Annotated in this window: 13 protein-coding genes; 6 read left to right on the top strand and 7 right to left on the bottom strand. The window is 69.4% G+C overall.

Annotated features, from left to right (window positions below):
* Position 1: 1 nt before the first annotated feature.
* From OHT61_RS14845 to OHT61_RS14825, 5 genes are all read right to left on the bottom strand, one after another.
* Positions 2-979, bottom strand: a complete 978-nt coding sequence (locus OHT61_RS14845) for an alpha/beta fold hydrolase (protein WP_329038648.1) — start codon at positions 977-979, stop codon at positions 2-4.
* Positions 976-1,506: a phage holin family protein gene (locus OHT61_RS14840; RefSeq protein WP_329038645.1), complete on the bottom strand. Its 531-nt coding sequence runs from the start codon at positions 1,504-1,506 to the stop codon at positions 976-978. Before OHT61_RS14840 ends, OHT61_RS14845 begins: the two co-directional genes overlap by 4 nt.
* A 39-nt stretch (positions 1,507-1,545) precedes the next feature.
* Positions 1,546-2,949 (bottom strand): Na+/H+ antiporter NhaA, encoded by a 1,404-nt coding sequence (nhaA, locus tag OHT61_RS14835; RefSeq protein WP_329038643.1) that lies wholly within the window; start codon positions 2,947-2,949, stop codon positions 1,546-1,548.
* A gap of 557 nt (positions 2,950-3,506) precedes the next feature.
* Positions 3,507-5,474, bottom strand: coding sequence for an acetate--CoA ligase (gene acs, locus OHT61_RS14830; protein ID WP_329038641.1), 1,968 nt, complete (start codon positions 5,472-5,474; stop codon positions 3,507-3,509).
* A gap of 187 nt (positions 5,475-5,661) precedes the next feature.
* Entirely contained in the window at positions 5,662-8,166 is a 2,505-nt protein-coding gene (locus OHT61_RS14825; protein WP_329038639.1) for a SulP family inorganic anion transporter, read from the bottom strand.
* 299 nt (positions 8,167-8,465) lie between these two features.
* Here OHT61_RS14825 and OHT61_RS14820 point away from each other — a divergent pair, with 299 nt between their 5' ends.
* Positions 8,466-9,782, top strand: a complete 1,317-nt coding sequence (locus tag OHT61_RS14820; protein ID WP_329038636.1) for a hypothetical protein — start codon at positions 8,466-8,468, stop codon at positions 9,780-9,782.
* Between the two features lie 29 nt (positions 9,783-9,811).
* On the opposite strand, the gene OHT61_RS14815 is transcribed toward OHT61_RS14820, so the two are convergent.
* Positions 9,812-10,807 (bottom strand): ATP-binding protein, encoded by a 996-nt coding sequence (locus tag OHT61_RS14815; RefSeq protein WP_329038635.1) that lies wholly within the window; start codon positions 10,805-10,807, stop codon positions 9,812-9,814.
* Positions 10,808-10,909: 102 nt separating this feature from the next.
* Between OHT61_RS14815 and OHT61_RS14810 the strand changes: the two genes are divergently transcribed.
* Positions 10,910-11,734, top strand: a complete 825-nt coding sequence (locus OHT61_RS14810; protein ID WP_329038633.1) for an oxidoreductase — start codon at positions 10,910-10,912, stop codon at positions 11,732-11,734.
* Between the two features lie 450 nt (positions 11,735-12,184).
* Here the strand turns inward: OHT61_RS14810 and OHT61_RS14805 are convergent, their stop codons facing one another.
* Positions 12,185-13,024, bottom strand: a complete 840-nt coding sequence (locus OHT61_RS14805; RefSeq protein WP_329038632.1) for an HAD family hydrolase — start codon at positions 13,022-13,024, stop codon at positions 12,185-12,187.
* A 500-nt stretch (positions 13,025-13,524) separates the two neighbouring features.
* On the opposite strand from OHT61_RS14805, the gene ssd reads away from it, so the two are divergent.
* Genes ssd through OHT61_RS14785 form a run of 4 tightly spaced genes read left to right on the top strand, consistent with a single transcriptional unit; the run spans position 13,525 to position 17,478 of the window.
* Positions 13,525-14,655: a septum site-determining protein Ssd gene (gene ssd, locus OHT61_RS14800; RefSeq protein WP_443049444.1), complete on the top strand. Its 1,131-nt coding sequence runs from the start codon at positions 13,525-13,527 to the stop codon at positions 14,653-14,655.
* On the top strand, positions 14,652-15,800 hold the full coding sequence (locus OHT61_RS14795) for a TadA family conjugal transfer-associated ATPase (RefSeq protein WP_329038630.1): 1,149 nt from the start codon (positions 14,652-14,654) through the stop codon (positions 15,798-15,800). Before ssd ends, OHT61_RS14795 begins: the two co-directional genes overlap by 4 nt.
* Before the next feature lie 23 nt (positions 15,801-15,823).
* Complete coding sequence (locus OHT61_RS14790; protein WP_329038628.1) at positions 15,824-16,669, top strand: type II secretion system F family protein; 846 nt, start codon at positions 15,824-15,826, stop codon at positions 16,667-16,669.
* Positions 16,666-17,478: a type II secretion system F family protein gene (locus OHT61_RS14785; RefSeq protein WP_443049443.1), complete on the top strand. Its 813-nt coding sequence runs from the start codon at positions 16,666-16,668 to the stop codon at positions 17,476-17,478. Before OHT61_RS14790 ends, OHT61_RS14785 begins: the two co-directional genes overlap by 4 nt.
* Positions 17,479-17,981: the final 503 nt, after the last annotated feature.

The following is a 17,981-nucleotide window of genomic DNA, read 5'->3' as shown; positions in this document are numbered from 1 at the left end:
GTCACCGGTCGGGCTCGGGGTCCTTGAGCCAGTTGATGAGTTCGGTCGAGAAACCGACCGGATCCTCCTCGTGCGGGAAGTGCCCCAGACCGTCGAAAAGTCGCCACCTGTACGGCGCCTCGACGTACTCTCCCGATCCCGCGGAACTGCGCGTCCGGATCGCCGGGTCCAGCGAACCGTGCAGGTGCAGCGTCGGCACGCGCACCGGGCGTTTCATCCGGCGGTTGAACTGCACACCGTCCGGACGGGCCAGGGAGCGGACCATCCAGCGGTAGGGCTCGATCGAGCAGTGCGCCGTCGACGGGATGCACATCGCCCGGCGGTACACGTCCACCGTCGCGTCGTCGGGGAAGTCCGGGGTGCGCGGCCCCGACCAGTCGCGGATCATCTTTGCAACCAACGCGGCGTCGTCGGCGACGAGCTGACGCTCCGGCACCCATGGGCGCTGGAAACCCCACACGTGCGACCCGGCCCGCGACTGGGCGAGATCGGAGAGCATCGAGGAGCGCCAGCGGCGTGGGTGCGGCATCGACGACACGACGAGCCGCCGCACCAGTTTGGGGCGCATCACGGCCGCCGTCCAGGCGAGGTAACCGCCCATGTCATGGCCCACCAGCGCCGCGTCCGGTTCGCCGAGCGAGCGGATGACCCCGGTGACGTCGAGCGCCAGGTTCGCCGGGTCGTAGCCCCGGGGCGTACGGTCGCTGCCGCCGACCCCGCGCAGGTCCATCGCCACCGCGCGGTAGCCGGCATCGGCCAGTGCGGTCATCTGATGGCGCCAGGTCCACCAGAACTGCGGGAAGCCGTGGAGCAGCAGCACCAGCGGCCCGTCACCGAGCTCGGCGATGTGGAAGCGCGCGCCGTTCGCCGCCACGTCGCGGTGGGTCCAGGGCCCATCGATACGGACGGGGCCACCGGAATTGGCGGCCGCTCCCAACGGGCCAACCGGGCCGGATGCGCTGAAATCGGGGTCGGTCATGTGGATGAGCGTGTCACAGCGGCAGGCTTGTCCAGGACCGGACGGCCCTCGATCGCCCGGTCGGCGATCGAGCTGCCCTTCGTCTGCTCGATCGCCACGGTGGTCACGGCGGGGCGGGGGTGCGGCTTGACGCCCTGCAGCACCGCAGCGGTCTGCTTGGCCGAAGCGATGGACTTCTCCGGCGGCTTGACCTTCTTGAACTTGGCCAGACCGAAGAGGGCGAGCAGCACGCCCAACAGGATGAACGCACCGCCCACGATGAGGAACGACCACGCGAGGCCGAGACCGAGGTTGTGGATCCCGTAGGCCGCGGCGAAGCTCAGTACGGGAATGGCGAAGAGGATCAGCACGCCTGTGACGATGAACGCCACGCTGCCGATCACGCCGCGCTTGACGTCCTGGCGCACCTCGGCCTTGGCCAGCGCGATCTCGTCGTGCACCAGCGCGGACATCTCGGCCGTCGCCGAAGCGAACAGCTGGCCGATACTACGGTCGGTGCTGCCCGCGTAGTTGCCGGGGTCGCTCATCCCTGACTCCCTCTCCTTTTGCGTACATCCGATGTCAGATCATGCCGGACTGTCCGGCTCACTGCTCGCTGCCCCCGCCCGTTCGGCAAGGCGGCGGTGCTCCGCGGCCTTCCGCTCGAAGAGCGCGGCCATGCGCAGGTGGTACTCGGGGTCGTCCTGCTCGTACACGTCGGGGACCCCCGATCCGTCCTCGTCGAGCTCCTCCGCCTCGTACAGGGTCCTGTATCTGCGTACCCGGAGTTTGAGCAGTACACCGGAGAGTACGGCGGCAATCAGGGAACCGATGAGGACCGCCGCCTTGATCTCGTTGATCATGTCCTCGTCGCCGGCGAACGCCAGCTCCCCGATGAGCAGTGACACGGTGAAACCGATGCCGGCAAGGGTGGCCACCGCGAAGACGTCGGCCCAGGCCAGGTCCTCGTTCAGTCGCGCCCTGGTGAAACGGGTGACGAGCCAGGTGCCGCCGAAGACGCCCACCGTTTTGCCGACGACGAGACCGAGCACCACTCCGAGCGTTTCCGGCCGGGTGAACACACCTGCGAGGGCGTCGCCCTTCAGGACGACACCGGCGGAGAAGAGCGCGAACAGCGGAACCGCGACCCCGGCCGACACAGGGCGGACCAGGTGTTCGATGCGTTCCCCGGGGGACCGGGCCTCGCCCTCCCGCCGGGTGCAGCGGAGCATGAGGCCCATGGCGACGCCCGCGATCGTGGCGTGGACGCCGCTGTTGTACATCAGCCCCCACACCACCAGCGCCAGCGGAAGATAGACGTACCAGCCCCTCACACCGGTGCGCAGCAGCAGATGGAAGACGACGAGGCCGGCGAACGCGCCGCCGAGGGCGAGGAGGTCGATGTCCTCCGTGAAGAAGACCGCGATGATGAGGATGGCGAAGAGGTCGTCGACGACCGCGAGTGTCAGGAGGAAGGCGCGCAGTGCCGCCGGCAGCGACGTGCCGATGACCGCGAGGACGGCGAGCGCGAACGCGATGTCCGTGGCGGTGGGCACGGCCCAGCCTGCGGCGGTCCCGCCACCGAGCACGGCGGTCAGGGCGTAGACGACCGCGGGGACGGCCATGCCGCACAGCGCCGCCGCGACGGGGAGGGCCGCCGCGCGGGGATCACGGAGTTCACCGGCGACCAACTCCCTCTTCAGCTCGACGCCCGCGACGAAGAAGAAGACGGCGAGGAGCCCGTCGGCCGCCCAGTGGGCCACGGACAGGTGCAGGCCGAGGGACTCCGGGCCGAAGTGGAAGCCGCTGACCGCCGTGTAGCCCGCGTCGTAGGTGTTGGCCCAGATCAGCGCGGCGACGGCGGCGGCCAGCAGGATGACGCCGCCGACCGTCTCGGTGCGCAGCGCCTCGGCGAGGTAGTTCCGCTCGGGCAGCGAGAGCCTGCCGAAGAGAGTGCCGCGGCGGTCGGTCGGGGGAGCGGGCGGGGCCACGAGAGAACCTCCGGGTCGGATTACGGCAGTGATGGCATGGCGGATTCACCTGCCGACCAGACTTCCCGGCGCCCCTATGAAGATGTCCTATGAAGTTGTCCCGGCACTTGGCGCTGTGCTTGCCCGCCGTTTGTGTCGCCGTTCGTTGTGCGTGCGGCTCGTCGTGGGCACGGCGCGGGTGCGATTCCCGCGTGTGCGCGCTCGAGTGGATCGTAACGCTCGTCGCCCGAAAGGGCGCGTATGCCCGCGTGAGTACGTTCTCGACGGGCGCGTCCGGCGCGTCCGGCGGAAGCGGACGCGTGGCACGCCCCCGTCGGCGGAATCCGCCACTGCACCGTGTGGTCGCGCACGGTATCCGGCGTCGTCCGGCCGGCTGGGCGTGGAGTTCCCCCGGGTGTCCGTGGCGCGGCGGGCGGGCTGCCTCCGTGCCTCTGCCCCGCCCTGCCGGTGCCCGCGGACAGCACGAGGGGCACCCGGCAGTGCCGGGTGCCCCTCGCAGCGGTGTTCATTCACCGGTGTTCATTCACCGGTGTCACGTACCGGCGTTCAGGCCCGGTTCAGTCCTCGGAGGACGCCGTGGGGAGCTGCGTCTGGATGAGCGCCATGACCGAGGAGTCGGTCAGCGTCGTGACGTCGCCCAGTTCGCGGTTCTCGGCGACATCGCGCAGGAGGCGGCGCATGATCTTGCCGGAGCGGGTCTTGGGCAGTTCGGCGACCGGCAGGACCCGCTTGGGCTTCGCGATCGGTCCGAGTGTGGCTCCGACGTGGTTGCGCAGTTCGGCCACCAGTTCCTCGGAAGCGGTGGCGGTGCCGCGCAGGATGACGAAGGCGACGATGGCCTGACCGGTCGTCTCGTCGTTGGCACCGACCACCGCCGCCTCTGCGACCGACGGATGCGACACGAGGGCCGACTCGACCTCGGTGGTGGAGATGTTGTGCCCGGACACGAGCATGACGTCGTCGACCCGGCCGAGCAGCCAGATATCCCCGTCGTCGTCCTTCTTGGCCCCGTCGCCTGCGAAGTACTTGCCCTCGAAGCGCGACCAGTAGGTGTCGATGAAGCGCTGGTCGTCACCCCAGATGGTGCGGAGCATCGACGGCCACGGCTCGGTGAGGACGAGATAGCCGCCCCCGCCGTTCGGTACCTCGTTGGCCTCGTCGTCGACCACGGTGGCGGAGATGCCGGGCAGGGCACGCTGAGCCGAACCGGGCTTGGTCGCCGTGACGCCGGGCAGCGGGGAGATCATCATCGCGCCCGTCTCCGTCTGCCACCAGGTGTCCACGACCGGGCAGGCGTCGGCCCCGATGTGCTTTCGGTACCAGACCCACGCCTCGGGGTTGATCGGCTCACCGACCGAACCCAGGACGCGCAGGGACGACAGGTCGAACTTGGCGGGGATGTCGTCGCCCCACTTCATGAACGTACGGATCGCCGTAGGCGCGGTGTAGAGGATCGTGACGCCGTACTTCTGGACGATCTCCCAGAAGCGCCCCTGGTGCGGGGTGTCGGGCGTGCCCTCGTACATGACCTGGGTCGCACCGTTGGCCAGCGGCCCGTAGACGATGTAGGAGTGTCCGGTCACCCAGCCGATGTCGGCGGTGCACCAGTACACGTCCGACTCCGGCTTGAGGTCGAAGACCGCGTTGTGCGTGTAGGCCGCCTGGGTCAGGTAGCCGCCGGAGGTGTGCAGGATGCCCTTCGGCTTACCCGTGGTCCCGGAGGTGTACAGGATGAAGAGCGGCTGCTCCGCGTCGAAGGCCTCGGGAGTGTGCTCGGCCGACTGCCGTGCGGTGATCTCGTGCCACCAGACGTCCCGGCCCTCCGTCCACGCGGTGTCCTGCCCGGTGCGCCGGATCACGAGGACGTGCTCCACGCTGTCGATGCGCGAGACGGCGGCGTCCACAGCGGGCTTGAGCGCGGAGGGCTTGCCTCGGCGGTAGCCGCCGTCGGCGGTGATGACGACCTTGGCGTCCGCGTCCTGGATGCGGGCGGCGATGGCGTCCGCGGAGAAGCCGCCGAACACCACCGAGTGCGCGGCACCGATACGGGCACAGGCCAGCATCGCGACGGCGGCCTCGGGGATCATCGGCAGGTAGACCGCGACCCGGTCGCCCTTGGAGACGCCCAGCTCGATGAGGGCGTTGGCGGCGCGGGAGACCTCGTCCTTCAGCTCGGCGTACGTGAGCGCGCGGCTGTCGCCGGGCTCGCCCTCGAAGTGGATGGCGACCCTGTCGCCGTTGCCCGCCTCGACGTGGCGGTCCACGCAGTTGTAGGCGACGTTGAGCTTGCCGTCCGCGAACCACTTCGCGAAGGGCGGATTGCTCCAGTCCAGTGTTTCGGTCGGTTCCGTGGCCCAGGTCAGGCGACGGGCCTGCTCGGCCCAGAAGCCCAGCCGGTCCGCCTCGGCCTGCTCATACGCCTGTGCTGTCACGTTGGCGTTCGCGGCCAGATCGGCAGGCGGTGCGAACCGCCGCTCCTCCTTGAGCAGATTGGCCAGGCTTTCGTTGCTCACGACATCTCCCATTCCCAGGGTGTCCGTTGTGTCCCGGGGGACAGCTCATCAGGCTGCGGGCCAGGTGACAAGTGTCTGCCGGGAATTGGTTTAGACCTGTGCTTCGTGTATGGAGCTACGGGTCCCGCCTCCGCGAGGCGCGACGTGCGCCGAGCAGAAGCGGGACCACCAGGTCTCACGGACCGGATGCGCGAGCGGTTCAGGCGCGGACCGCGGTGCCGGGTGCGAGGTCCAGGATCTCGGCGCCGTCTTCCGCCGTCTCCTCCGCCCCGGGAGCGACCTTGGCGAAGACCTCATCGGGTCCCGTCCCGGAACTGACGCCCTCGGTCAGCAGATAGGCCTGCGCCTCACCGACATGGAAGTACATGCCGTGTAGCTGCAGGGAGCCCGTCGCCAGTCTGCGGGCCACCGACTCGTGTGCCCGTAGATGCTCCAACTGCTGGACCACGTTGGTGAGGCAGAGCTGTTCGACCGCGTCGGTGGGCATCCTGCCCGCGATGCGAGCCCAGGAGTGCCGGCGCGAACGCATCCGGTCCAGGCTCGGCAGCCCATGGCGCAGCCAACGCCACAGAGGCGTACGGGGTGTTTCCGGGGCCGCCCCCAGCAGGGCCTGCATGGCACCGCATCCCGAGTGGCCGCATACGGTGATGGACTCCACCCCCAGAACGTCCACGGCGTACTCCACAGCGGCTGCGACCGAGTCGTCCTGGGAGCCCGCCTCCGGGGCGCCCGGCGGCGGCACCAGGTTGCCGACATTCCTCACGGTGAAGAGATCACCCGGTCCACTGGCAGTGATCATGCTCGTGACCAGACGGGAGTCGGCGCAGGTGATGAAGAGCTGGGAGGGTCGCTGCCCCTCGGCCGCCAGGCGGGCCAGTTCCTCACGGACCAGGGGTGCCGTGTTGCGCTGGAAGGAGCTGAGACCGCTGAGCAGGCGATGCCCGCCCTTTCGCTCGGACGGGTCGCTGACCGAGGTGGCCGCCGGCGGATTCTCCGGGACCACGGGCGGGACCGCGGCGGCGGGCGTGGGCACGGTCTCCTGCACACGGTCGTGGCAGTGATGGTTGCGCCATGGTGTCCATGGGCGGCAGCAGGAGTGGGCCGCCGACGCGGGCTCGGCGATGCGGCCTCCGGAACGCCCGGTGAACTCGATCCGCCCACCCATCGCGGTCTGAGCCGCGTACCAGTCCTGGATGGTCTCGTATGCCGCGTGGTCCATGAAGAAGCCGTCCAGTTCGACCACGGCGTCGACTCCGTGCGGGAGCCGTCCCAGGGCACGGCTCAGTCGTGGCACCGCGAGGAAGGTCAGCTGTCCGCGAGCGGCCACGAGATAGCGGCCCTCCTGCTCCGACACGGTGATGCGTGTGCGGGCCAGTCGGTGGAGTGCGACCGCCACCGCCACGACGATGCCGATGGCCACCCCCTCGAGCACACCGGCGAGGAGCACGCCGCTGATGGTGGCTCCGTACACCAGGAACTCGCGGTGTTTGTGCACCTTGCGGATGTGGGCGAAGTTGACCATCTGGATGCCGACCACCATCACCAGTGCGGCCAGCGCGGCCAGCGGAATCCATTCGAGTGCCGTGACCAGCAGCGCGGCCGACAGCAGCACCCATACGCCGTGGAGCACCGTGGAAGCACGGGTCTCCGCACCGGCTCGAACGTTCGCGGAACTGCGCACCGCGCCACCGGAGACCGCCAGGCCCCCGACAAGTCCCGACAAGGTGTTGGCGACGCCCTGGGCTCGCAGTTCCCGGTCGAGATCCGAGCGTTCGACGGGCGGAAGCGGTGCGGCCCCGTCCTTCGGTACGGACATCGCCCGGTCGGCCGACAGCTTGTCCACGGAGACGGCGGCCAGCAGGGACTCCAGACTCGCGACGAGCATGACGGTGAACACCGCCGTGGCCAGAGCGGCCACCGGGCCGTGCGGCACCTCGGGCAGGGCGTGGGAGCGCCAGGACGGAAGGTCGACCCGCGCGATTCCCGGTGTCGCCGCGGCGGCTGCCGCCGTTGCCACACCCACGGCGGCGAGCGCGGCCGGAATTCTTCCCATCGTCGACCCGATGCGGCCGGGCAGGCGTGGCCACACGATGAGGAGAAGGATCGTCAGCGCGCCGATGAGAGGGGCGGCCGGCTCGGACTGTGCGAGGCGGGCAGGGAGCGCCAGGGCGTTGTCGAGTGCGGAGCTCTGAGGACCTCCGCCGAGCACGATGTGCACTTGGGCGAGGGCGATCGCCACCCCGATGCCCGCGAGCGTCCCGTGCACGATGGCGGGGCTGACGGCCAGAGCGCTGCGGGCGGCTCTCAGCGAGCCGAGCAGGATCTGCAGGAGGCCCGCTCCGACGGTGATCGCACAGGTGGTCCGCCACCCGTAGATCTGGATCAACTCGGCCGTGACGACGGTCAGTCCCGCGGACGGGCCGCTGACCTGGAGGGGTGTGCCTCCGAGCAGCCCGGCGACGATGCCGCCGATTGCCGCCGAGACGAGTCCGGCCGCGAGGGGGGCGTCCATGGCCACGGCAAGCCCGAGCGACATGGGCACGGCGATCAGAAAGACGGTGATGGATGCGGACAGGTCGGCACCGGAGACGCGGAAGCGTCCGCGGCGAGGTGGCGGACTGTGGGGCTGCTTGAAGCCCGACGCCTCAGAGAGGCGCGAACTGCGGGATGAATGGTCATCGCGGGTAGGGACGCAGGCAGACATGTTCCCGTCTCCTCCGGGGCAGCGCGGTCGCGGTATGTGAGTGACGGCGGCCGTGGATCACGGCGTGCGGCGGTGGGGGTGAAGCGGCGGGATCTTCAACGCTCAGTAAACGAATCGTAATGGAGGGTAAAGAGTGGTGTCCATGTTTTCGAGCAAATAGCCCATTTGGTCACTCGTTTAAGTGAATAAGCAGCTTTTCATTCAGTTTGTAGTACTGGTTTCCCTCCCCCGCGTGTGAGGTTGGCCGCGCCGTGTCGGCGCTACGGAGCGCGACCTCCTGCAAGGAAGAGGGTGGACGGATGATGGCCGCCACGAAGCGGATTGCCCTGGGTGCCGTGGTCACGGCACTGATCGCCGGCCTGTCCGGCTGCTCGGGCCTCGGTACGGGAGCCGCGGGTCCCGGAAAGAAGCCGGCGGAGGGCAACTCGCCGGCTGCGGCGCCGAAGGCGGCGGTCACCCTCATCGGGGACGGCTCCACCGCGTTCACCGGTACTCAGCCGAAGCTCCCCACGATGAAGCGGCTGAAGCCTGGTCAGAAGCCGCCGCAGTTCGTCGTGTTCTCGTGGGACGGAGCAGGTGAGGACAGCCAGAAGCTGTTCTCGCACTTCCGGGCCGTCTCCAAGAAGTACGACGCCAAGATGACGTACTTCCTCAGCGGTGTGTATCTCCTGCCCGAGGAGAAGAAGGCGCTCTACGACCCGCCTCAGCACTCGGCGGGGCGCTCCGACATCGGGTTCAACGACGCCGAGGGAATCCGTGACACCCTCACGGAGCTCCGGGCCGCGTGGCTCGACGGCAACGAGATCGGCACCCACTTCAACGGGCACTTCTGCGGTCCGGACGGAGGTGTCGGCACCTGGTCCGTGGATGAGTGGAAGAGCGAGATCAGTCAGGCGAAGTCGTTCGTGAAGAGCTGGAAGACCAACGTTCCGGCCCTCAAGAACGAAGCGCCCCTGCCGTTCGACTACGAGAAGGAACTCGTCGGCGCCCGCACTCCCTGCCTCGAAGGCCAGAAGAACATGGTCGCGGCAGCGCGGACTATGGGCTTCCGCTACGACTCCAGCGGTATCGGAAACCAGGTCTGGCCCTCGAAGAAGGACGGTCTCTGGGACCTCCCGCTTCAGCTGGTCCCCGTGCCGGGCCGGGCGTTCGAGACGCTGTCGATGGACTACAACTTCATGTTCAACCAGTCGGGCACGACGCAGGGGGATCAGGCCAAGCACGCGTACTGGGGCAACCAGATGCGCGACGGCCTGCTCCAGGCCTTCGACCGCGCCTACAACGGGAATCGGGCTCCCCTGATCATCGGCAATCACTTCGAATCGTGGAACGGTGGCACGTACATGCGTGCGATCGAAGAGACGATCAAGACCGTGTGCACCCAGCGGGACGTGCAGTGCGTGTCCTTCCGTCAGCTCGCCGACTGGCTGGACGCTCAGGACCCCGCGACGCTGGAGAAGCTCGGGACGCTGAAGGTCGGCCAGGCGCCCAAGCCCGGCTGGGCGCCCTTCATGGCGGGCACGGCGCAGGCCAACGCCTCGGAGAGTCCCGTGCCCGCCGGGCCGGATGGACGGCCGGCCGGCACGGGTGCCGGGGAGGGGGCCGGCCAGGACTGAACTGAACCACCCGGGCTCTTTCCGTGCGGTCAGGCCGGTTGTGCGGCGCCCGCACCCGCGTGGCGCTCATGCAGGACGAAGGCGGGGTCGACCTGGGCAGCCAGGTCGGCGCCCGTCTTCTCGTTGCCCCAGCTCTCGGCGTTCTTCAGGTGGAAGTGCACCATCTGCCGGGTGTAGCGCTCCCAGTCGCGCAGCTCGTACGAATCCTCCGCGGCATCCTGCAGCGCCTGAAGGGCCATTCTGTTGTCCGCCTCCAGCAGGTCGAACGGTGCGGGCAGCCCTTTCTCCATCGCCCGTACCCAGTTGGAATGGCCGACCCCGACCAGCAGGTCCTCGCCGACCTCCGCGCGCAGGAAGTCGAGGTCGTCCTGGCCCTGCACCTTGTTGCCGACCACCTTCAGCGCGACGCCGAAGTCGCGCGCGTAATCCTTGTACTGCCGGTAGACGGAGACGCCCTTACGCGTCGGCTCGGCGACGAGGAAGGTCATGTCGAAGCGCGTGAACATCCCGGACGCGAAGGAGTCCGAACCTGCCGTCATGTCCACCACGACGTATTCGTCAGGGCCGTCGATCAGGTGGTTCAGGCAGAGCTCGACCGCCCCGACCTTCGAGTGGTAGCACGCCACTCCAAGGTCGGACTCGGTGAACGGGCCGGTGACCATCAGCCGGATGTCACCGTCGTCGAGCGCGACCGTGCGGGCGCAGGCGTCGTAGACGGGGTTGTCCTCCCGGACGCGCAGCAGCCGCGATCCCTGCCCGGGCGGCGTGGTCTTGATCATGGTGGCCGTTGAGGTGATACGTGGATTGCTTCCGCGCAGGTAGTCCTTGATGAGGGGGAGCTGGGACCCCATGGCGGGAAGTGCGGACGCCTCGTCCTCGGTCAGGCCGAGAGCGGCTCCGAGATGCTGGTTGATGTCGGCGTCCACTGCGACGACATGGGCTTCATTGGCGGCGAGATGGCGGATGAAGAGCGAGGACAGCGTTGTCTTGCCGCTGCCGCCCTTCCCCACGAAAGCGATCTTCATGTTCACCTAGGGTAGCTGCACCATCGCTCTTTGTGTCCGCAGTTCGTGAAGAAGGACACTCCGCGGCGGCATCCGCGCGGGGGACGCGTAGCCTCCCTACTTATGAGTACGACTTCCTCGGACCCGCTTGCCGCCCTGGGCGCCCTGCCGGGAGTCACCGGCGCGGTGGACTCCGTTCGCAAGGCTGTGGACCGGGTCTACGGCCATCGAGTGATGCGACGCCGCAGCAACGAGGTCACCGCGGAAGCGGCCCTGCGCGGCGCCAGAGGTTCGGCGGCCCTCTCGGGCGCCGACTGGAATCTCGAAGAGGTACGCAGGCGTACGGATTTCAGCGGTGATCCGGAGGCTCGCACTGTCGGTGCCGCTCTGCGGCTCACGGCGGAGGCGGGGCAGCTGCTCTCCATCTGGCGGCAGTCGCCTCTCCGGGTGCTCGCGCGTCTGCATCTCGTCGCAGCCGGTGGGGCCGCTCCCGACGACGGTGTGGGCCGGCCGCGACTGCCGGGTGAGCCGGTGGTGGAGCCCGTGATCGAGGCGCCCCTGCCCGACGCGAATGAAGTGTCGGGGAGGCTGGAAGGGCTGTCGCGTCTGATCATCACCGGGAGTGCGGCGCCCGCGCTCGTGACCGCCGCGGTCGTCCACGGTGAACTGCTGGCGTTGCGGCCGTTCGGTTCCCACAACGGTCTGGTGGCGCGGACCGCCGAGCGGATCGTGCTGATCGGCAGCGGTCTTGATCCGAAGTCGATCTGTCCCGCCGAAGTCGGTCACGCCGAGCAGGGGCGGGCGTCCTACGTCGCGGCGTTCGAGGGGTATCTCTCGGGCCGTCCCGAAGGAATGGCGGCGTGGATCGCCCACTGTGGACGGTCCGTGGAGCTGGGCGTCAGGGAATCCACCGCTGTGTGCGAAGCCCTGCAGCGGGGCGCGGCCTAGCGCTGAAATGGTCCATCGTGGCGCCGGGTTCAGGCGTCGTGCCGGGAAGGGTTGCGGCGGTACCGGATCCGGTACCGCCGCTGGCACGTCCGCCGGGTTACCAGGCGTCCTCGAGGTGCGCCCATCAGGTCGGGTTCATTGCCCGTCACCTGGTGCGGCAGGCCCGTAATCGACGGGTCGACGTCGCGTGGGTACCCGGCTTTCGTGCGCGGTCCGTGGGGCCGTTCGTGCGTGAAAGGGTAATCCTCCCGGATGTCCCTGGTCTCGCGGGCCGGTAATCCCTTTCTACTCCAGGATCCAGTGCCGAGGAACCCCTGGGCGGACTTCTTTACTTTTGCTTTCAAATGGGGCGAATCGGCTATTTCTAGGTGCGGCCCCGCGACCCCCAGACCCGCATCGTCGTGCCGGCAGTTGCGCTTCGGGTCTCGGCTTCGGCGGTATCCCCGACCGTCAGGTGGTGAGTGCGGCAGCGCGTCGGCGGTTGGTGTACCAGACCAGCCCCGCGGTCAAAGCTGCGGCGCCCACGGCTGCGGCGGCTACGAGAGCCGGACGCGGCGGCATGGAGAAGGCGGGCAGGCGTTGCTTGAGGCGGACGGGGCGGTCGAAGGCGAGAACCGGCCATTCGCGGAGGGCGGCCTCCCGCCGCAGGGCTCGGTCCGGGTTGACGGCGTACGGGTGGCCGACCGCATCGAGCATCGGCACGTCCGTGATCGAGTCGCTGTAGGCGTAGCAACGAGAAAGGTCGTAGCCCTCCGATTCTGCGAGGGCCCTGATCGCCTCCGCCTTGGTCGGGCCGTAGGCGTAGTACTCGATTTCACCGGTGAAGCAGCCGTCGTCGCCGACGACCATCCGGGTTGCCACGACCCGGTCCGCGCCGAGCAGTTCCCCGATGGGTTCGACGACTTCGGCTCCCGAGCTCGAGACGATGACGACGTCGCGCCCGGCGGTGTGATGCTCCTCGATGAGGGTCGCTGCCTCGTCGTAGATGATCGGGTCGATCAGGTCGTGCAGGGTCTCGGCCACGAGATCCTTGACCTGCTGGACGTTCCATCCCTTGCAGAGCGCCGAGAGGTACTCGCGCATTCGCTCCATCTGGTCGTGATCGGCGCCCCCGGCGAGGAACACGAACTGGATGTACGCGGTGCGCAGTACGGCGCGGCGGTTGATCAGCCCGCCCTGGTAGAAGGACTTACTGAAGGTCAGTGTCGATGACTTCGCAATGACCGTCTTGTCCAGGTCGAAGAAGGCTGCGGTACGCGGCGAGAAGCAGTTTTCCACAAAGGTGAGCATAGGGGCCCGCCATTCGGCGTAAACCGCGGTGGGTGGGTTTGCTTGAGAAGGCGCTCGGGTACACCATGGAAGTCACGGATCGTTCGCGACCGTGCTAACCCGGTCCGGCTCCTCCCCCCCCGAGTCGGCCGTGGGGACGACCCCCGCTCTCCCCCCCGGCGGGGGTCGTCGCATGTCCGGACGCATTTCCGGCTTCACGATCCAGGCCTCTTCCCGCTTGTCGCGCGGTCCGCTGACCCCTCGCGGGACGGGTCGTCTCGATCATGCCTGGTTACTCGGTGTAGCGGTAGGGCTGCGCTCCGAATGTCCCCTGTACGAGCTACCGAGTTATTCACAATGCTGTGGTTGTCCACAGTTTTTGAGCAAGATCCACATGTTTTTCCGAGGCGTTGCATGTTGTTTCCACCCGTGAAGACCGCGGGTTCCGGAATCGCGCGTCTCGGGAGCTGTCGAGCCGCCGCGAATCCGCACGGGAGGGACCGGAGAAGGAGGCGGAGATCGTGGCTGGATCCATCGCGGACGTGGCGCTGCCGAGCGTCGGGGGAGCAGGGGGCGGACCCATGATCGTGACGGGGGACGTGGATCTCCTCGATGATCTGCTCCGGCTGTGTGCCGCTGCCGGAGCCGTGCCCGAGGTGCACCACGGCCCCCCGGATGAAAGAGGTGAGTGGGAGCGGGCTCCGCTCGTCCTGGTGGGGGATGACGCGGCGGCGCGGTGCCGGGGCCTGACCCGCAGGCGGGACGTCCTGCTCGTCGGGCGGGATCAGGACGACCCCGAGGTGTGGCGGCGTGCAGTGGAGATCGGGGCCGAGTACGTGCTGCGGCTCCCGGACTCCGAGGGCTGGCTGGTCGATCAGATCGCCAACGCGGCGGAGGGCGTGGGCCGGACGGCGCTGACCGTAGGAGTGATGGGGGGCCGGGGCGGTTCCGGCGCGTCGACACTGGCCTGCGCGCTGGCTGTCGCCGCGGCCAGGTCCGGCCGCCGGACGATGCTGATCGACGGTGATCCGCTGGGCGGCGGCATCGACGTGCTCCTGGGAGGTGAGGGATCCAAGGGCTCGCGGTGGCCGGATTTCGCGCGGTCGCAAGGGCGGGTCGGCGGAGGCGCGCTGGAGGATTCCCTGCCCGAGTTGCATGGGTTGCGCGTCCTCAGCTGGGGCCGGGACGACGGGGTGGTCATTCCGCCTCGGGCCATGCGGTCGGTTCTCGCCGCGGCTCGCCGACTCGGCGGAGCGGTGGTGGTGGACCTGCCGCGGCGGGTCGATGAAAGCGTGGCGGAAGCGATCGCGCAGCTGGACGTCGGCCTCTTGGTGGTCCCCGGGGAACTGAGAGCGGTGGCAGCGGCCCAGCGTGTGGCATCCGCAGTGGGAACGATCGTCGAGGACCTGCGAGTTGTCGCGCGCGGCCCGTATGGGCCAGGACTGGACGATCAGTGGGTGGCGCAGGCGCTGGGGCTGCCGCTCGTGGGCGATTTGCCCGTGGATGCGGAACTGTTCGCGGCCCAGGCAGGCGGCATGCCGCCCGGCGGCAACCCCCGTGGAGCTCTCGCCCGCTTCTGTGCGGCTTTCTGGACAGCCGCCGGTACCTCGGCCGGCATCCCGGCCGGGCACTCCCAGGGAGGCACGCCATGACCGAAGCGCTTCTCGACGCGGTTCGGCAGCGGCTGGCGCGCAGCGGGGCGGAGCCCACTCCGGCCGGGGTCGCTGCCGCGCTGCGGGAACAGGGCAGGCTTCTCGGGGACACCGAAGTCCTGGGAGCAGCAGAGGAGCTGCGTGGTGAGCTGGTCGGCACGGGGGTCCTTGAGCGGCTCCTCGCAGACCCGGCGGTGACCGACGTACTGGTGTCCGCACCGGACAGGGTGTGGGTGGACCGTGGGGGCGGGCTCGAACTCACCCGCGTGACCTTTCGCGATGCGGCTGCGGTCCGGAGACTGGCTCAGCGCCTTGCCGCGGTGGCCGGTCGCCGGCTGGACGACGCAAGGCCGTGGGTGGACGCGCGGTTGCCCGACGGCACGCGGATGCATGCCGTGCTGCCACCGGTCTCGGTCGGCTCGACGTGTCTGTCTCTGCGTGTGGTGCGGCCCAAGGCCTTCACCTTGGCGGAACTGGTGAAGGCGGGAACGGTCCCGTCCGGCGGTGACCGGCTCCTGAAGGCCTTGGTGGAGGCTCGGGCGTCCTATCTGATCAGCGGTGGAACCGGCGCCGGGAAGACGACGTTGTTGTCGAGCCTGCTGGGGGCGGTCGGCGAGCGCGAACGCATCGTGCTCGCAGAGGACTCTGCGGAACTGCGCCCCGACCACCCGCATGTGGTGCGCCTCGAGTCCCGCCCCGCCAACCAGGAGGGAGCGGGCCAGGTGACACTCAGGGATCTGGTGCGGCAGGCGCTGCGCATGCGTCCTGACCGCCTTGTGGTGGGCGAGGTGCGAGGTGCCGAGGTGACGGAGTTGCTGGCGGCGCTGAACACGGGGCACGAAGGCGGGTGCGGCACGGTGCACGCGAATGCGGCCGAGCACGTCCCGGCGCGTCTGGAAGCCCTCGGGACTGCTGCTGGCCTCGACCGGGCTGCCCTGCACAGCCAACTGGCCGCGGCACTCTCCGTTGTCCTCCATCTCGCGAGGGACCGCGGGGGAAGGCGCCGGCTGGCCGAGGTGCATGTGATCGAGAGAGACGGGGCGGGCCTTGTGGTCACCGTGCCCGCGCTGAGGTGGGGCCCCGAGGGGTTCATCCGGGAGCGCGGGTGGCAGCGGCTCGGCGCGCTGACCGGGGAGCAGTTGTGATCGCGGCGGGCGATGACCCGCTCATGAGCGGACTTGCATGGGTGATGGCCGTATGCGCGGGAGTGGCTGGTGGCCTGGCCGTGACCCGCGACCAGGGCGTACGGCGGGCGAGGGCGCTCTTCGTGAGGAAACGGGCGTCTTGGCCGGACGCTGCGGTGGCGTGCGCAGTGGTACGTACGTTCGCCAATCGGCGGCGCGAATGGCTGTGTGCCCCTGTAGCGGTCTGCCTTGCTGTCGTGGGGGATTCGGTGCTGCCCCTGATCGTGGGGGCGGTGGCGATCCCGCTGGTGCGGCGCTGGCTGCGTCGGAGAGCCCGGCGTCGCGAGCGTGAGCAAGCCGCCGACGCGGTCACGGCGCTCTGCGCAGCGGTGGTGGGTGAGCTGCGGGCAGGGCGAGAGCCTGGACAGGCTCTGCTGGCTGCTGGGCGGAATGCCGGTGCGCTGGGTGTCGCCGAATCCGCGGTGCTGGCGGCTGCGCGATTCGGCGGCGACGTGCCGAGTGCGCTGAGACGGGCATCGGCCGGCCCCGGTCTTGACGGGCTTGCCGGAGTCGCGGCCTGCTGGCGGGTAGCGGTCGACGGGGGAGCCGGCCTTGCTGCGGGGTTGGCGCGCCTGGAGGGTTCGCTGCGGGCCGAACGGCGCCGGCGAGAGGAATTGCGGGCCCAGTTGGCAGGAGCGTGGTCGACGGTTTCGGTGCTGGCTTTGCTTCCGTTGATCGGCCTCGGACTCGGCGCGGCGCTTGGAGCGGATCCCCTGCACATCCTCCTGCACACCCCGGGGGGACTGGTCTGCCTGATGTCGGGGGGCCTGCTCGAGGTTGCTGGACTTCTCTGGGCAGCGCGGATCGTGAGGGCGGGAGAGGCGACGTGAGCGGTGTGCCTGAAGCCGGCGAAGTGTTCGGAACGGCGGGTGTGGTGGGAGCGGCGCTCGGCGCCGCTGCGTACATGGCCCTCACAGTGGCCGAGGGCCGGCACGCGCGGGTGATACGCAGACGAGGGACGCTCCTGACCATGTCCTCATCGCCCAGGAAGGGGCGGGGTGGACTGGATCTGCGGCGGGCTGGGTGGCGTCAGGCTCGGCGCTGGGGCGCGCCCCTCGCGGCCTGGGCGACCGGATGGGTTCTGGTCGGTGGTGCGACGGGCTGCGTACTGGGCGCGGTGGCCGCGTATGGCGTCCGAGGGTGGCGGCATTCTTCGAAGCGCAGGGAAGAGAGTGGTGAGCAGAGCGAGTCCGCTCGGATCGGCCGACAACTGCCCCTTGCCGCAGACCTTCTGGCGTCGTGCATCTCTGCCGGAGCCGGGCCTCGGGATGCCGCGGAAGCGGTGGGAGAGTCCATGGGAGGACCACTCGGTGACCGATTGGCCCGGACGGCAGCCGAGATCCGGCTGGGAGGCGACCCGGTCGAGGCATGGGGGCGGTTCGCTGAGATACCGGGTGCCGCGTCCCTGGCGCACTGCCTGGAGCGGGCTGCCACGACCGGGGCGCCTGCTGCGGAGCCCGTAGCCCGACTTGCTGACGAGATGCGCGCGGGGCAGGCAAGCGCGGCCGTTGCACGTGCCCAGCGGGCGGGTGTTCTGATCACCGCGCCCGTCGGCCTCTGTTTCCTGCCCGCCTTCTTGGCGGTCGGCGTTGCGCCTGTGGTCATCGGGCTTGCGTCCGGCCTGCTGCATCGCAACTGAGCTACTGCGTAGGGAAGGTCAGAGCCTGAGCCGGCGCATTCGCTGTATGTCTGGCCGATTGCGCTGAGGGCCGGGGGCGAGAGGCGAAGTGCAGGTTCGGGGAGTTCGGGGAGGGCCGCACGCGTTCCCGAGCGTGCGCACGTGCCCGGGCGGACCCGGGGCCACCGCGGCCGCCGAATAGGCGCGGCCGTGTGGATCCGCTCCGGTCCAGGCCGATATGGAGAGCGCCCGTGTGGATCTGCTCCGGCCCAGGCCGATACCGGGTGCGCGGCCTGCTCTCAGGCCGGTCCCGCTCCGTTGCAGATCCCGCCCGCGGTCGATCCCGCCCTGCGGCGAACCCCGGCCCGGGGCCGATCCTGCCGCCGCGACCGGTGGCTGGCCCGCCACGGGGCCAGTGCCCGAGCCGTGACCGCGGCCGAGCCCGCACCTGCACCCGTCGAAGTCCGGGGCAGAGCAGCGCTGTTCGCCGGCATTGACGAGCGAGCGCAACAACATCAGCCCAA

It is taken from the genome of Streptomyces sp. NBC_00178 (assembly GCF_036206005.1).
Taxonomy (GTDB): domain Bacteria; phylum Actinomycetota; class Actinomycetes; order Streptomycetales; family Streptomycetaceae; genus Streptomyces.
The sequence above is the reverse complement of the archived record's forward strand: the minus strand, read 5'-3'. Positions and strand labels throughout refer to the sequence as shown.

Excerpts from the sequence above, each read along its gene's own strand:
- OHT61_RS14815 (WP_329038635.1), bottom strand. The coding sequence starts at position 10,807 with ATGAAGATCGCTTTCGTGGGGAAGGGCGGCAGCGGCAAGACAACGCTG.
- OHT61_RS14825 (WP_329038639.1), bottom strand. The coding sequence starts at position 8,166 with ATGTCTGCCTGCGTCCCTACCCGCGATGACCATTCATCCCGCAGTTCG.
- OHT61_RS14795 (WP_329038630.1), top strand. The coding sequence starts at position 14,652 with ATGACCGAAGCGCTTCTCGACGCGGTTCGGCAGCGGCTGGCGCGCAGC.
- OHT61_RS14805 (WP_329038632.1), bottom strand. The coding sequence starts at position 13,024 with ATGCTCACCTTTGTGGAAAACTGCTTCTCGCCGCGTACCGCAGCCTTC.
- OHT61_RS14820 (WP_329038636.1), top strand. The coding sequence starts at position 8,466 with ATGATGGCCGCCACGAAGCGGATTGCCCTGGGTGCCGTGGTCACGGCA.
- OHT61_RS14810 (WP_329038633.1), top strand. The coding sequence starts at position 10,910 with ATGAGTACGACTTCCTCGGACCCGCTTGCCGCCCTGGGCGCCCTGCCG.
- OHT61_RS14790 (WP_329038628.1), top strand. The coding sequence starts at position 15,824 with ATGAGCGGACTTGCATGGGTGATGGCCGTATGCGCGGGAGTGGCTGGT.
- OHT61_RS14845 (WP_329038648.1), bottom strand. The coding sequence starts at position 979 with ATGACCGACCCCGATTTCAGCGCATCCGGCCCGGTTGGCCCGTTGGGA.
- acs (WP_329038641.1), bottom strand. The coding sequence starts at position 5,474 with ATGGGAGATGTCGTGAGCAACGAAAGCCTGGCCAATCTGCTCAAGGAG.
- OHT61_RS14840 (WP_329038645.1), bottom strand. The coding sequence starts at position 1,506 with ATGAGCGACCCCGGCAACTACGCGGGCAGCACCGACCGTAGTATCGGC.